This is a genomic window from Robertmurraya mesotrionivorans (genome assembly GCF_050971805.1).
Lineage (GTDB): Bacteria > Bacillota > Bacilli > Bacillales > Cytobacillaceae > Robertmurraya_A.
Map to the genome: position 1 here is coordinate 475959 of NZ_JBPCCH010000002.1, position 13760 is coordinate 489718.

The 13760-nt window shown below is 38.3% G+C and carries 13 protein-coding genes and 2 pseudogenes; 4 read left to right on the forward strand and 11 right to left on the reverse strand.

Translation table 11 applies throughout. From position 1 onward, the window contains the following. Positions 1-27: 27 nt before the first annotated feature. The 6 genes from ACRX5O_RS06360 to ACRX5O_RS06380 all read right to left on the reverse strand — a co-directional run bounded on the left by ACRX5O_RS06360 (position 28) and on the right by ACRX5O_RS06380 (position 3910). Complete coding sequence (locus ACRX5O_RS06360; RefSeq protein ID WP_433905163.1) at positions 28-459, reverse strand: hypothetical protein; 432 nt, start codon at positions 457-459, stop codon at positions 28-30. Then, positions 452-1027 (reverse strand): helicase, encoded by a 576-nt coding sequence (locus tag ACRX5O_RS06365; RefSeq protein ID WP_433905164.1) that lies wholly within the window; start codon positions 1025-1027, stop codon positions 452-454. The genes ACRX5O_RS06360 and ACRX5O_RS06365 overlap by 8 nt, the downstream gene beginning before the upstream one ends. Before the next feature lie 73 nt (positions 1028-1100). After that, on the reverse strand, positions 1101-1277 hold the full coding sequence (locus ACRX5O_RS25330; protein ID WP_490885381.1) for a YhfM domain-containing protein: 177 nt from the start codon (positions 1275-1277) through the stop codon (positions 1101-1103). 484 nt (positions 1278-1761) lie between these two features. Then, positions 1762-2340 (reverse strand): biotin transporter BioY, encoded by a 579-nt coding sequence (locus ACRX5O_RS06370; protein ID WP_433905165.1) that lies wholly within the window; start codon positions 2338-2340, stop codon positions 1762-1764. Positions 2341-2970: 630 nt separating this feature from the next. Further along, the gene (locus ACRX5O_RS06375) at positions 2971-3516 is read right to left on the reverse strand and encodes a GNAT family N-acetyltransferase (RefSeq protein WP_433905166.1); all 546 of its coding nucleotides are present in this window, start codon (positions 3514-3516) and stop codon (positions 2971-2973) included. 151 nt (positions 3517-3667) lie between these two features. Continuing rightward, a complete protein-coding gene (locus ACRX5O_RS06380; protein ID WP_433905212.1) occupies positions 3668-3910 on the reverse strand; it encodes a DUF4181 domain-containing protein in 243 nt (80 codons plus the stop codon). A gap of 341 nt (positions 3911-4251) precedes the next feature. On the opposite strand from ACRX5O_RS06380, the gene ACRX5O_RS06385 reads away from it, so the two are divergent. Both ACRX5O_RS06385 and ACRX5O_RS06390 read left to right on the forward strand, forming a co-directional pair. Further along, entirely contained in the window at positions 4252-4650 is a 399-nt protein-coding gene (locus ACRX5O_RS06385; protein WP_433905167.1) for a YkvA family protein, read from the forward strand. A 135-nt stretch (positions 4651-4785) separates the two neighbouring features. Next, positions 4786-5256, forward strand: a complete 471-nt coding sequence (locus tag ACRX5O_RS06390) for a DinB family protein (protein ID WP_433905168.1) — start codon at positions 4786-4788, stop codon at positions 5254-5256. A 448-nt stretch (positions 5257-5704) separates the two neighbouring features. Here the strand turns inward: ACRX5O_RS06390 and ACRX5O_RS06395 are convergent, their stop codons facing one another. From ACRX5O_RS06395 to ftsZ, 3 genes and pseudogenes are all read right to left on the reverse strand, one after another. Next, positions 5705-6202 carry a DinB family protein gene (locus ACRX5O_RS06395; RefSeq protein ID WP_198312480.1) on the reverse strand — a complete coding sequence of 166 codons (498 nt, stop codon included), beginning with the start codon at positions 6200-6202 and terminating at the stop codon, positions 5705-5707. 494 nt (positions 6203-6696) lie between these two features. Beyond that, positions 6697-7017, reverse strand: a pseudogene (locus ACRX5O_RS06400) (M20/M25/M40 family metallo-hydrolase); the annotation flags it as partial. Positions 7018-7161: 144 nt separating this feature from the next. Further along, the gene (gene ftsZ / locus ACRX5O_RS06405; protein ID WP_433905169.1) at positions 7162-8496 is read right to left on the reverse strand and encodes a cell division protein FtsZ; all 1335 of its coding nucleotides are present in this window, start codon (positions 8494-8496) and stop codon (positions 7162-7164) included. A gap of 349 nt (positions 8497-8845) precedes the next feature. Here ftsZ and ACRX5O_RS06410 point away from each other — a divergent pair, with 349 nt between their 5' ends. Beyond that, entirely contained in the window at positions 8846-9676 is an 831-nt protein-coding gene (locus tag ACRX5O_RS06410) for a protein-glutamine gamma-glutamyltransferase (RefSeq protein WP_433905170.1), read from the forward strand. Between the two features lie 113 nt (positions 9677-9789). Further along, positions 9790-9996 (forward strand): YjcZ family sporulation protein, encoded by a 207-nt coding sequence (locus tag ACRX5O_RS06415; protein ID WP_433905171.1) that lies wholly within the window; start codon positions 9790-9792, stop codon positions 9994-9996. A gap of 980 nt (positions 9997-10976) precedes the next feature. Here the strand turns inward: ACRX5O_RS06415 and ACRX5O_RS06420 are convergent. Together ACRX5O_RS06420 and ACRX5O_RS06425 are read right to left on the reverse strand one after the other, a co-directional pair. Further along, positions 10977-12181: pseudogene (locus ACRX5O_RS06420) on the reverse strand (MFS transporter). Between the two features lie 101 nt (positions 12182-12282). Beyond that, a complete protein-coding gene (locus ACRX5O_RS06425; protein WP_433905172.1) occupies positions 12283-13596 on the reverse strand; it encodes an MFS transporter in 1314 nt (437 codons plus the stop codon). Between the last annotated feature and the right edge of the window lie 164 nt (positions 13597-13760).

The window sequence follows — 13760 nt, forward strand, 5'->3', positions numbered from 1 at the left end:
TTCATTAGAGACAATCTTTAAATCTTTTTACCCCTCACTTATTCGATCCAATGCGTCTTGTATTTCTTTTTCAAAGGGGATAATTTCCGAATCAAAATCTTTCTCATGAACATAAAAGATTAAGATATTTCTCTTTTCAAATATACTAGAAGAAACCAATTCCATTGTTTCGGTTTTCTTAGCAAATTCTCTTATTCCTTTCTCGATGTCCTTTTCATTTTCGAATTCATAAATAAAAAAGGGTTTCCCATTTAACAGATATGAGCCTGGCGTAACATTTCTTAATTCAGACCCGTAAGAGTTCCCTCGTGGGAAATCTGTTTCAACTAATTGAACACCATTTTCTTGTAGTACCTGTACAACGTCTTCTTCCGTAATATGAGAACTATCACTTACCGATTGACAGGAAACCAATAACAAGAAAAAGCATATACTTAGAATCTTCCTCAGTTCACTCACCCCACCTTAAATTCCTGAGGATTTCTCTCTTCTTTTGGCAAAAGATAAAATGGTCATCAGGATTCCAAACATGCAGATGGTCTGCACGGTATCCACGTAGCCACAATTCACCGTTTATTCGTCTAAGATAAAAGCCTTTCGGAAAATCATCATCTTCAGTTAGTATCTCAGATGCGATTGTGATGGAGCCTGATGGAGCTTGATGTTTCTGTAATGAATTCCCTGAAGACCCTTCAGGCTGGTCCAGATACTGTAGTCTTAGGTAAGGTCCTAGCTCAATTGGACACAATTCCAACCCAAGTTCGTTTGCTTTTTTAAAGATCTCATCCGTATTAGCTCCCTCAGGAAAGCCAAGATTCCCAACGGTTAGTTCAACAGTCTGCAGGATGTACTTAGTTTCAGAAGCCTTAAACTTGTCATCAATCAACAGTCTCTCTCCATACTCATTGATCAAGATAGAGGATTGTTGCAATTTCTCGATAAGTTCCCATTTCGTATGGCCGCCAGCCTCTACTGTTCTGGATATAAAAGAGCACTCAGGAAATAGCTTTTCATTTGGGTTATTCATTTTTAGTCACTCCTCACAAAGGTTGAACGGATATAATGAACTGTATCTAAGATTCTATAATTCCCCATAAGTTTCATTTGTCAACTAACCTATTATTAAATAAAAGTGATTCAACTAACTCAATCAAATGATCAGGTTTCTCTTCTGAAACCGTATAAATGGTGTGCGTATCTTCCGTTTTCATAAATGTACTTTTTTGTCCTTTTTCACCTATCCATACATACAAACTTTGGTGATTTTCTTTTATCAACTATTCCTGGTTCTTTTACTGCAATTGAAAAGATGTTCTAAAAAGCTTTTTGGGATTCTTTATCATCAAAGATGACCTCATTGATGCCTTTTCGTTTTGAAATGCTGACGCTTTTAATGATATAAAAATTAAGGATCATACCTTAAAAATAACTTATCTCAAATCATATTACCTCCAACGTTTGTTAATAACATCTTTCTAATTAGACGAGTCAAACCCTTTAAATGTTACTTTATTTCAATGGGTAGGCACCACTGACATCATATTTATGATTATAATTTTGGAATTTAATAAGCATCTGTTACTAAACATTAAATGCCCCTTTCCAGTCCGCTGGAAGGGGCATTTATCGGGATATATGTGTTTGCTATTAGTAAGTTTCTGTAACTCTCCTCTACGTATCTTTAAATTCCTCTATTTTAAATGGAATCATAGCTTTTCCTTGGATGGAGCTAAAGCATAAACTACAAATCATTAATATTTTTTAGGCTGATTTTGTTTGGTCTTTTATTTCTGAAAATAATAGCCTAGCAGAAATTAATCGGTTACGAACTAAGATGCCAATCCACGAAGCTAGGACAGCCTTGATAAACCCAACAATAATAAATGGAGTAAATCCTCCTGCCAAAGCAGCTGACCAAGAAAGCTCGGCAGCAATCTTTAGCCAAGCAGTGCCTAATGCCAAAGTAACGAGCGTTCCAATACTATTGGCAATCACAGCATTCTTGAAATTGAAGTCTCTTTTTTCCATAAACCACCCGATGAGGAAGGCAGTTGGAATGAAGCCGACTAAATAGCCTCCAGTAGGTCCGATAAGTTTAGAAACTCCACCTGAAAATTCAGCGAATACTGGTACTCCAGCAGAACCAATAATTAAATATAAAATGACTGATAAGGTTCCATAACGAGAACCTAGGATCGTTGCTGCTAAGCCAATGGCAAGGGTTTGTCCTGTAATTGGAACGAGCGGAAGTGGAATTGTAATTTGAGCCATTACGCCAATGATTGCCGCAAAAAGTGCTGTCACAATCATCATTCTTAATTTCAATTGTTGATTTTTCATTTGTTTCTCTCCTTTTATATGTAAACTACTTTTAAATTAAGTTAACAATTAAACTTTATTAATATTTTAAAAATTTGTCAACCATAAAAAGATGTGCCCGTGTACCTCTGAGGATTTAATTTGAAATATCTGAATGAGGCCATTAATTCACTTATCGAGTCTACAACTACTAATTTATCATTCGTTATGAAAAATACTTATTCTTTCCTTCACAAACAGCTTCTTGTGTTACATAAGAAAATATAGGCACAGTGAATCATGATGCGAATAGTGTTAATATCAGTTTCACGTGCTTTTAAACAAATAAAAAAAACGTCTTAACCCATTGATATCAACGGATTTAGACGTTTCGGATCCAACCAACAACTAGCGTTAACAGGTATTATACGAATAGTTGAGAGGCTATTTCTATTACTATACTGTTCCTTTTTTCTGACTGGAGTTATTTCTTGTGGGTTCCTCTTTCATCATTACCACCTCATTACGATAGCCCCTAATAGTCTGTATTAGTATTTTCAAAAGTAAACCTTCTAGATATAAAAAAAGTACTAACCCTCTTAGGACTAATACTCACTTGCAGGAACATTTGGAGTTCCTTTTGGGAAGTACGCTATTCAATAAACGCCCCCTTTACTTGAATAACTTATACCAATACAAAGTGGTTTCTATATTTGGATTATATGACTGTTTCAATGTGTCAACTCCACCTAGTATGAATCCTTGTTTCACATAAAACCTGCACGCTCCAAGATTATCATCTTGAGCCTCTAGAGACATTCCGATAAGTTTTCTTTGTTTTGCCCACTCTTCCGCTTTAGTTAAGAGCAACTTCCCGATTCCATATCCTCTAAATTCTTTTTTTGTAGCGATATTTTCAATATAACAGAAGCGATTCCAATCCTTAATTATTCTAATTTGCCCAATGCAATTATTATACTTATAAGCTAAAAATAGAGCTTTATCTTCACGGTTTATATATCGGCTCCAATCAAGTTTATCATCTGGGAAACGAATTTCTTTAGTTTCATCAAATAGATTCTCTTCAAAAGACCATTTTCCTGATTGAAAACTGGGTACAACCTTACCAAACACTTTAAAATAATCACTTGTTTTATTGATGTCCTCAATTAATTCATCCTTTAATGGAGAAATTATGATTTCCTCTGCAATATTCATTTTGACACCTTCCCATTCTGAAAAAGAATTTTACTAGCACAGCCCTAAATACCTGCCCTATTCAACATTACTCCCCGTTTGTACAATAACTTCAACAAAGAAATGCAATAATCCTTTTTGGATAAATGCCCCGATACTTTACGTGAAATGCTTACAAAAAATCTAAACTATAAAATATTGATATTGTATAGATAATAATGAGACCTAATATTAGAAGGATGGTTGTACTGATATATTGCTTTGAATTTTTTATATAAATATACTCCATAATTCCCTGGAAACCCAATAAGGTTAACCAATACAACATAATAACAAATCTTGAATCAAAAGTATTCAGAGGAGATAAGGAAATAAGGAATAACACAACAATTATACTCCTAACCCATCGATCTATATTTTTACCAGGGGTTTCTTATATTTTTCCCGTTTGTACTCCAAGTAACTTATTTATTGTTTTTTCTATTAAGGATATTAAAATAAGTATAATCATCAAAAAGAATACAAACTTCATCCAATTCCCCTTCCCCTTTAGGACTTTATAAAATATATACGGTTTTTAGTAATTGAATGTTTCATTGTTTCGTAAACCTGCCCCTTTTGTTTAAGAGGGTTCAATAGTTTGGAATATAACATAACTAATTATGTCACTATCTTTTCGAACTGTTCATTTTAATTCATCAGTTTACCTAACCATTAAATAATTTATAATTGTTGTGGATGGGGGTCTATTTAATAATGAAAAATGACAATAAATTAACTAAATTTAAAAACTATGCAAGAAAATTAAAACAAGATTTATTCGTTCTTTACCTATCTTACAAAGACAATAGAACTCCTTGGTACGCGAAAGCTGTAGCAATCTGTGTTGTAGCATACGCCTTTAGTCCAATTGATTTAATCCCTGATTTTATCCCCGTTTTAGGGTATCTGGATGACCTAATTCTCGTTCCTTTAGGAATCTCCCTTGCCCTAAAATTGATACCACCTCATATAATAGAGGAAAATCGGACAATGGCTGAAGAGATGAAGAAGAATGGAAAACCAAAAAATTGGTTAGTTGGCATTCTCTTTATTTTAATTTGGATTTTGCTAGCAGTTTGGATCGGAAATTTAATATTTGAACTTACATCATGAGAATTTTTAATGCTCATCATGTGTCACCAATGCTGTTTATCATCATCGAATTGTTCGTTAAATTACGAGTAATTTCCCTTTTACACAAACATTCGTTCGTGTATATTTAAGATATTCTACTCAAAGGAGGAAATTATGAACTCAATTGAATTAATTATTTTAAACTTTAATGAAGTTAGAAGAAGAAGTATTAAGGTCTGGACATCTATTCCTCATGATAAGCTCCAATGGAAACCAGATAATGAAGCAATGACTTGCCTAGAAATGATAAGGCATGTACTAGAAAGCGAACATTATTATCACCTAGCCATTAAGAATAGAGGGAGTTTATCCGTTTTCGATTCCCCTTTCGAAAATCGAGATTTTACCTCTGTAAATGAAGAATTATATTTTGCAGAGCCTTTTCGAAATCAGTTCCTAGACACGATTAAGTCATTTACTGAAGAAGACTTAAAAAATATAAAAATTGACCGTTCTGAGTTAGGGTACATAAGAGATTTAGGAGATATGCTACTACGTATTGCATATCATGAATCTGTTCATACTGGTCAGTTATTGGATTACTTAAGAACAGCCGGGATTCCAAGAATCCGTGTATGGGATTAATTAACTCAAAGGTGTTATCACAAAAGTGATGCACCTTTTTTTCTGCGCAGTTTGTGTTAAATGTGACATTTGCCAACCGAATCCTTCTTCAACAATACTGCCTCTTTACTACAATAAGAAAAAGCGATCTTCATTATGGAAGAATCGCCCCCTTTACTTTAAGTGCAGGACTTCACAATCTTTTTTTACACCTCATTAAACTCAATCCCTAAATGTGTTGTACATGCAAAAAGACGCCTTCTTATTTAAGAAAAGCGCCCGACTGTTGAACAATGAAATATGCGAAAGATCGCTCTGCAAATACGTTCTAATTTATTTGACTAACACACCCGCTTAGCCATCCATAAAGCAGGAAAATCACCCGCTTCACCATAGAGAATGAAAAGGGCTTCACACCGTCAATACTGCTTCTACTGCTGGGCAAGGAAGGTAGCTGAATTATTGTGCTTTAGGACCAATCAACGCCGCCCCAAGAGGATTGCAACTTTCGCAACAGAACAATTTGGCCGAGATGATACGTATCGTGCATCATGATATTGCTGAGTAAACGCTCAATAGAGTACCTGTTAGCTGCATACGGAGCTTTTAACTTTTCATCGTCAAGATCCGCAATGACCGTTTTTAATTTATTCATGACTTCATTAAGGCGCTGCACTGTCTGGGCCCACCCAATTTCGTCTTCTGGATCCCCCGGATTTCCAAAGGTTTCTTCATTGTCTTCTGCCTTATGCGGATTCTCTGTGCCCTTAATTCGATGGATTACGTCTTCATTCCAAAATATCAAGTGGTTGACAATCTGCCAAATCGAATTGCTGATTCCCGAACTTGTCCATGCTGCCTCAGCTGCGATGACTCCATGAAGCGCCTGATCCATGGATGCAAACCAATCATTCTCATGGCAATGCATGTCGAGTTGTTCTAAAAACATTTTGGTTACAACTTGCATACAACCAATCTCCTCACTGTTTAGTGTAATCTTTCAAAGTTAAAAGACAAGAAAAAATCTGACTATAGTATAAATTAATCGGTCCTAAAAAGGTAAAAACCAAATCCAAGTGGTCCCTTCCATATTGGACATACCTTTCTCTCCAGCTTCTAATTCTCTCCAACATGGCAGGGTAATCCGAAATTTCCGGGTGACGATAACAATAATCCTCAATCAATTTCGAAAAAAGCCATTCATACGCATAAAATAACCTTCATTTTCGACTGTCAGCCATATAACGAAAAAATATTCTCAATGAAATACTCCATTCTTTTATTTTGAGAATACAACAAAACCTTGATCACTATGACTTATTCGGCTCATCCAGCTTTTATTCCTTCATCATGACAAATAAAGTACCCTATAGGGCAGACCTTTTTAAGTGTCTACTCTATAGGGTACAATTTATTTTTCTGGTTGACCTGTTGGCTAAACGACATACCTGGCCTTTGATTTTATAAGTGGCTTAATTCATATAATGCTTTCGCATAGATGGCTGTCGCTTTGATTAAATCATCGATTTCTATAAATTCATCAATTTGGTGAGAGCTATCTACCTTACCAGGGAAAAGCGCACCGTAAGCCACTGCATTTTTCATTAACGCTGCATATGTTCCCCCGCCTGATGTTAAAAGTGTGGGTTCTTCCCCTGTAATCGATTGATAAGCCGATTGTAGTGTTTTAATCATTGGATGATTGGCAGGGATATAATGTGTAGAGAAATGTTGCGCATCAGCGATTGTAAAATGGCAGGTCTCAGCTTTTTTCCTGATCATTACTTCACTAAGAAAAGCTTCCAGTACAATGGCAGCTTCAATCCTCAACGTAAGCACCCGCTTGTTGAAGAAGTTTTCTAACGTTTGTTTTTATCTATTTTAAAAGACCAAATCGCAAATGATTTGGCCTTTTTGTTCGTTGGTTTACCGCCTTCTGCTTCGCTTCCGCAAGAACGATGGAATATCAAGCGAGTCGTCTTGCTGCTGGGTACCCCGTTCGTAATTCGCGGGCTCTCCGTAGGAAGGCGGCTGGCTTTGATAGCCGGATTGGCTGTAGTTTCTGGATTGGTCGTAACCGCCGGATTGGCTGTTGTTTCCGGATTGACCGTAGCTGCCGGTCTGGCTGTAGTTACCCGACTGACCGTAGCTGCTGGATTGACTGAAGTTTTGGGCTTGGCCGTAATTCCCCGATTCTGCATGGGCAACAGGCTCTCGCTGTCTCAACTGACCCTGGTATTGCTCACGGGAATTCGCCATAATGTCTCCAGGACGGCGCGATGTGTTCGACGGCGGAGCTTCCTCCTCATCATGATCGAAGCCGGTCGCAATCACGGTCACCATGATTTCTTCTTTCAGGTTTTCATTGATGACCGATCCAAAAATCATGTTAAGCTGGTCATCCGTTGCAGCCGCCACAATATCGGCCGCTTCCTGGACTTCATACAAACTGAGGTTCATGCCACCTGTGATGTTCATCAGCACTCCTTTTGCGCCATTGATGCTTGTTTCAAGCAGCGGCGAAGAGATGGCCTTTTTGGCAGCTTCGGCAGCACGATCTTCGCCTGAAGCCACTCCGATGCCCATAAGCGCCGTTCCTTTGTTGGACATGATCGTTTTCACGTCTGCAAAGTCCAGGTTAATCAAGCCTGGCACGGCGATCAAGTCGGAAATGCCCTGGACACCCTGCCTGAGGACATTGTCCGCCTCACGGAAGGCTTCAATCATCGGCGTTTTCTTGTCGACGATTTGCAGCAATCGCTCGTTTGGAATGATGATTAAGGTATTAACGGCTTTCTTCATCTCTTCAATTCCGGCTGCAGCATTTTGAGCCCGCTTTCGGCCTTCAAAAGTAAACGGACGAGTTACCACTCCAATTGTAAGTGCGCCAAGTTCGCGCGCGATATGGGCAATCTCCGGTGCAGCTCCTGTCCCGGTTCCGCCGCCCATTCCGGCCGTTACGAACACCATGTCCGCACCTTGCAGGGCATCCCTGATCTGCTGCCTGCTTTCCTCGACAGCCTTTTTGCCGATTTCAGGATTGGCACCGGCCCCCAGGCCCCTGGTCAGTGAACCACCGATCTGCATCGTGACCTCCGCTTTTGACATGTTGAGAGCCTGCGCATCTGTATTCACGGCAATGAACTCCACTCCCTGCACGCCATCCTCAATCATCCGGTTCACGGCATTATTTCCCCCGCCGCCAACCCCAATTACCTTTATAGTGGCAAATTGATCAATATTAGTTTCAAATTCTAGCAATATATAGTCCCCCCAAATTAGCTTCAGATATTGTCCCCTATTTTTCTCTATACCTATAAAATTCGCCACCAGCTTGGAAATTCTGTCTTTTCCTGCGATTTGTTATAGAACTGTAATTTTACAGTAATAAAGTGTCATTCATCGTGTGGGTGATGCACAATCGACTCAGCAGGAGTTTACAGAATGGTTTGCGTCATATTTTAAACCAAGGTAGATCCTCATTCTCTGCAAATAATCATATTTGATTTGCACACCTAATTATTGGCTCTTCATTTAACATGATTAATAAAAATGAGAATACGATAGATATGAATGCAGATGAAAAGCAGTAAAGGAATGGGGGATTTGTATGATCCAAATATCAGGGGTCCCGTTTCAACCAAATGAAAGTTGGCAGCTTGGGAGTACGGAGAAAACAATTATTCAACAGATGCAGAATGCTCCCGTCTTTTTTTCTTATTATTCCGAGAATGAATTATTATTTGAACTTAAAGTGAGAAAAAACATTATCCAAAGTGCGAAAGAAATGAACAATAGTCAAGCAGTGTTTACAACCTTTGTATATGCCCGCTGCAATCCTATGTACTGGCAATTAACAAGGGCAGGCGGGTTCCTTTTAAGACCCGATGTGCGACCGGCTGATGCGATTCGGGATATTTATCGGAATAGTTCACTCTATGCGTTTGAATGTGCAACAGCTATCCCAATCATCTATTACCTTGCCATATTGAACAGTATTGGGAGTAATTTATTTAATTCACTGTTTCGAAATCTATATCTTTACAGCTGGCATACTGATACAGACCTAGGTATCAATACCTTTTATTCCAATCTTTTTTTACCTGGAGATGTCCTGTACGTTAATAATCCTGACTTTGATCGAAAAACACCACATTTCAGAGGTGTTAATGCTGTTCTCCTTAATGATGGTAGATTGTTTGGACATGGATTTAATATAAGGACATCAAAAGAAATGATTCAAATTCTTAATGAAAAAAGAAAAACGGGTAGTCATCAATCAGCATATATAACAAAATTGGTGACAAGGCCTTCTTTTAAGTATTTATTCAGAGCGGCAAGCTGGAGTAGAAACGTTAGAGCAGACAAGATGCAACGTCCAATCGTGCACCATAACAAAAGTTCCATTTCATATGCTCACTATCTTTATTATTCAATGTAATATCTGTTCATTTCACAATCCCTGACATTTACCCATTTTTTTATAGACGGGCTCAAAACTCACCATCGAGAGTATTATATAGAGAAATTCCTTATATGAAGGGAAGTGTGATAATGTATTCAAACCTTAACGCACCACCGACTCTTGGTGCTAATATTCCTCCAAATGTTGCCCCAATGCCTACCTATACAGCTCCTGCTTATGATTATGGATGTGCATATCCTGTCTGTCATGATAATCGAAACGATTTTATCTTAATTGTAGTATTGTTTATTTTGCTAATCATTGTAGGTGCGAGTTTTTGCTATAGCAAATGCTAACTTCAATCTTAGAGTTGAAAAATAAATTATATTATATTTAAAATCAATCTAAGGGCTTGGGGAACTCTCCTCAAGCCTCAATTTTTGTAAAAAACTTAGTAGTATTTGGGGTTAAAATACCTATTACTCTAGAACAGCTCAACTCAAGCATATCTTCTTATTGAGTAAACCTGCACCTTTTGTTCATAATGATGTTTACAAAGGCGGTTAGTGTTAATAGTAGTTTTACGTAGTATTTAAACAATAAAGAAAACGCCTAAACCCAATGATACCAAGGGGTTTAGGCATTTTCCATTAAATCACCAAGTAGTGTTAAAAGGATACATGCGATCAACCGAAGTACAAAAAGCGAATAGTTAAAGAGAATATAACTATAGGTGAGTCATAACAATTATATATAATAGAAAAAGGATAGATGAACAGGCGATTATCCCTGTACTTCTATCCTTTTTTATTTTTAGTTTAATATAACCCTTCACATACAATATTTTTTTTGAAGAGGGGAGGACACATTATCCTCCTCATTCTTTTAATAAATCAGAGTGATTTTTTTTGCGATAAATCAAATACTCTCTAATAAATCCCCCACTTTTTTTTCCATTTCCTTCGTGGATAATGCATGCCATTTTTTAGCCACTAATTCCACAACACATACGTAAGCATTTGCGACAATTTCGACAACTACATCTTTTTATTTCTGCTGCATAAATCACTCTCGTCCCCATAAAGAAAAACACCTCCAAGTTGTCTTTTTAGCTAATTACATACCCACTTTTTCAACTAAAAGGTGTTTTTAGTTGTCCCACTCCATGGGTTCAATTCTTTCCCATATGGAAAAGGGGTTTTTGTTCAAATGTTTAAAGATAAGAGTATAGCTTTTCGAGTTAGATAGTTTTCTAACTCCACAATGAAAGCTACTTTGATGATCATCACAGGTACAATCTAGGCCTTTTATTGTTCCAAAGGGGCATCATGCTTTACTAATTTTTTGCTAAGCTTTCTCCCAATTGGTTTCCCTTCCACATAATTGTAATACCGAAGCCAATGACCATAATAACAGCAGCGAAAAGATAAGGATAGTCGATGTTTACGTCAAATAATATTCCACCCATCGCTGGCCCACCGATATTACCTAAGCTCGTATAGGTTGAGTTCATACCAGCAACAAATCCTTGCTCTTTCTCGGCAGCTTTTGATAAAAAAGTCGTCAATGCCGGGCGAAGCAAGTCAAATGCGAGGAAGATGAAGCAAGTTACTGCCAGCACAGCCAAAAAGCTAGAGATTACAGTAGACGCCACTGCCAATATTGCACCTATAATTAAACATAATTGGATCAGTTTCTTTTCACCAAGTATATCTACCATTCTTCCAAACATAAATACTTGGATTACAACTCCGAAGATTGAGCTGATTGTAATAATAGCTGCAATCTCCTTCGGCGTGAAGCCAAATTTATGATCAGAAAATAGGCTGAAAACAGTTTCATATGCTGATAAACCGAAAGCAAGTACAAATACAATGATAAAGGCAGTAAAGTAACGTGGATTAAATGATCTTTTGAAATCGTCTATAAAGTTTGTTTGCTTTGTATTAGCAGAAATTTCTGCAAGCTGTTCCTTTGTTAGCGGCTCTTTTAAAATAAATATTGATGAAATGCATGCTAAAAAGGCAATGCCTGCCGCAAAGAAGAAAGGCATACGTATACCGTATTCTGCAATAAAGCCACCAATGGAAGGTCCGATAATATAGCCAGTACTAATGGCGGCAGAAATATAGCCTATCGCTTTTGACCGTTCCTGAACAGATGTAATATCTGCAACATATGCAGTAACACCTGGCATAATAAAGGCGGCACTAATTCCCCCTAGAATCCTTGATAGATAAAGCACTGATACATTCGTACCTAAACTAAAGAAAAGTTCTGAAACACCAAAAAGAAACAAGCCGATTATGATGATTTTCTTTCTGCCATAATGGTCAACCCAACGTCCTGCGAGCGGTGATATAAGTAATTGTGCAACACATGTAAGGCGACAAGATAGCCCATCGTTTTTCCCGATAAATGCATGATATTCATAAAAGACGGCATAACGGGGACGATAAGACCTATACCTAGATATGCAATGAATAGATTGCTTAAAAGAATAATTAATACCAACTTTTGTTCTTTAATTGTTTTCTTCATATATAATCACCTCTTTCTGTATAATCATTGATGTGAAATACCTCTCCGCAATAATGTCCAAGAGGTCTAACTAATCAAAAGCTCTTGCAAGTAGAAAAAATTTATATCAAATCTTTGCATGGAGTCTTACGAGACCAAACAACTACAGGAATAAGCAACAGTGACAGTATTGCTCCAGAAAGCGATAGTATCGTATAACTATAATGAGCGACTACCAATCCTGATAACGCACCGCCGGTGGCACCTGATAATGCAAGCAAGACATCAGCAGATCCCTGTGTTTTTGCACGAATAGATGGATGTGTTGCATCTACAATGAGAGCCGTTCCACTTATTAAGCCAAAGTTCCAGCCAACACCAAGTAGTACTAACGCACAGATAAGTAGAACCATTGAATCTGCAGGGGCAAAAGCTGCCATCATACCAGAGGCCAGAAGCGTGGCACCAGAAGCAACAGCCATTGAAGTACGACCAACTTTATCTACAAGCATCCCTGTAAGAGGCGAAGGCAAGTACATGGCGCCTATATGAAAACCAATGACCAACCCCACTTCTCCCAAACGATGACCATAATGTCCCATATGGACCGGTGTCATGGTCATAATGGCCGCCATGACAAATTGAGTCAAAACCATTACTGTAACGCCCACGACAATTCCTCTCTTGTTTATTGTAGAGCTTTCGGAATTTGGTTCTGCCTGCACAGTGCGGTTTTCCTCCTGGGCATTGGCTATGGCTGTAGATACAATCAAAGGGTCTGGACGAAGAAAAATGAAGAGAACCAATCCGGCAAGGATAAAAGCAGCAGCCGCTAAGATAAAGGGGCCAGCCAAAGTTGGAACACCAATAGAATCCGCAAATTTTCCCATCACACCGACCAGGTTAGGACCTGCTACAGCACCAAAGGTGGTAGAAACCATGGCCATGCTCACAGCAGTTGCCCGCTGTTTAGCTGTCGCCAGATCTGTACCGGCATATCGCGCTTGCATATTTGCAGCGGTACCAGCGCCATAAATAAGCAGGGAAGTGAATAAAAGCACGACGCTGTTGATTAAGGCAGCGATTATAACGCCGACCGCACCCAGTCCACCAGCAAGAAAACCGGCTGCAAGTCCTGGTCCGCGGCCAAAACGCTGTGAAAGTCGGCCTACAAGCAGTGCTGCCCCTGCAGATCCTAAAGTGAGTAAGGCAACTGGAATCCCTGCTGCACTTTCCGTCCCTAGCATATCTTGTGCGAGAAGTGCGCCTACCGTTATACCAGCAGCAAGTCCTGCCCCTCCAAAGATTTGTGATAGGATCAAAATTCTTAATGTTTTTTTATAGAGCTGTTTTTGTTTGTCTGTTGAATCAATATAACCTTGCAACCAAACAGGATGCTGTTTTGACCTACTTGTATCCCATGTTTTAGTTACCATAAAACTCCACTTCCTAACAAAATATTTTTTTTGCACTTTCTTGCCCATCCTCATTTAGAAGGTTTTGTTCAATAAATAATTAAGGAGCTCATGATTATCAACTGAATAATCATGAGCTCCTTGTATCACTACAGAACGAATAAATGCTTAGAAACTGCACAAAA

Coding starts and splice junctions, on each gene's coding strand:
- ACRX5O_RS06395 (WP_198312480.1), bottom strand. CDS start 6,202: ATGCAAGTTGTAACCAAAATGTTTTTAGAACAACTCGACATGCATTGC.
- ACRX5O_RS06385 (WP_433905167.1), top strand. CDS start 4,252: ATGAAAAATGACAATAAATTAACTAAATTTAAAAACTATGCAAGAAAA.
- ACRX5O_RS06390 (WP_433905168.1), top strand. CDS start 4,786: ATGAACTCAATTGAATTAATTATTTTAAACTTTAATGAAGTTAGAAGA.
- ACRX5O_RS06375 (WP_433905166.1), bottom strand. CDS start 3,516: ATGAATATTGCAGAGGAAATCATAATTTCTCCATTAAAGGATGAATTA.
- ACRX5O_RS06370 (WP_433905165.1), bottom strand. CDS start 2,340: ATGAAAAATCAACAATTGAAATTAAGAATGATGATTGTGACAGCACTT.
- ACRX5O_RS06365 (WP_433905164.1), bottom strand. CDS start 1,027: ATGAATAACCCAAATGAAAAGCTATTTCCTGAGTGCTCTTTTATATCC.
- ACRX5O_RS06410 (WP_433905170.1), top strand. CDS start 8,846: ATGATCCAAATATCAGGGGTCCCGTTTCAACCAAATGAAAGTTGGCAG.
- ACRX5O_RS06425 (WP_433905172.1), bottom strand. CDS start 13,596: ATGGTAACTAAAACATGGGATACAAGTAGGTCAAAACAGCATCCTGTT.
- ACRX5O_RS06415 (WP_433905171.1), top strand. CDS start 9,790: ATGTATTCAAACCTTAACGCACCACCGACTCTTGGTGCTAATATTCCT.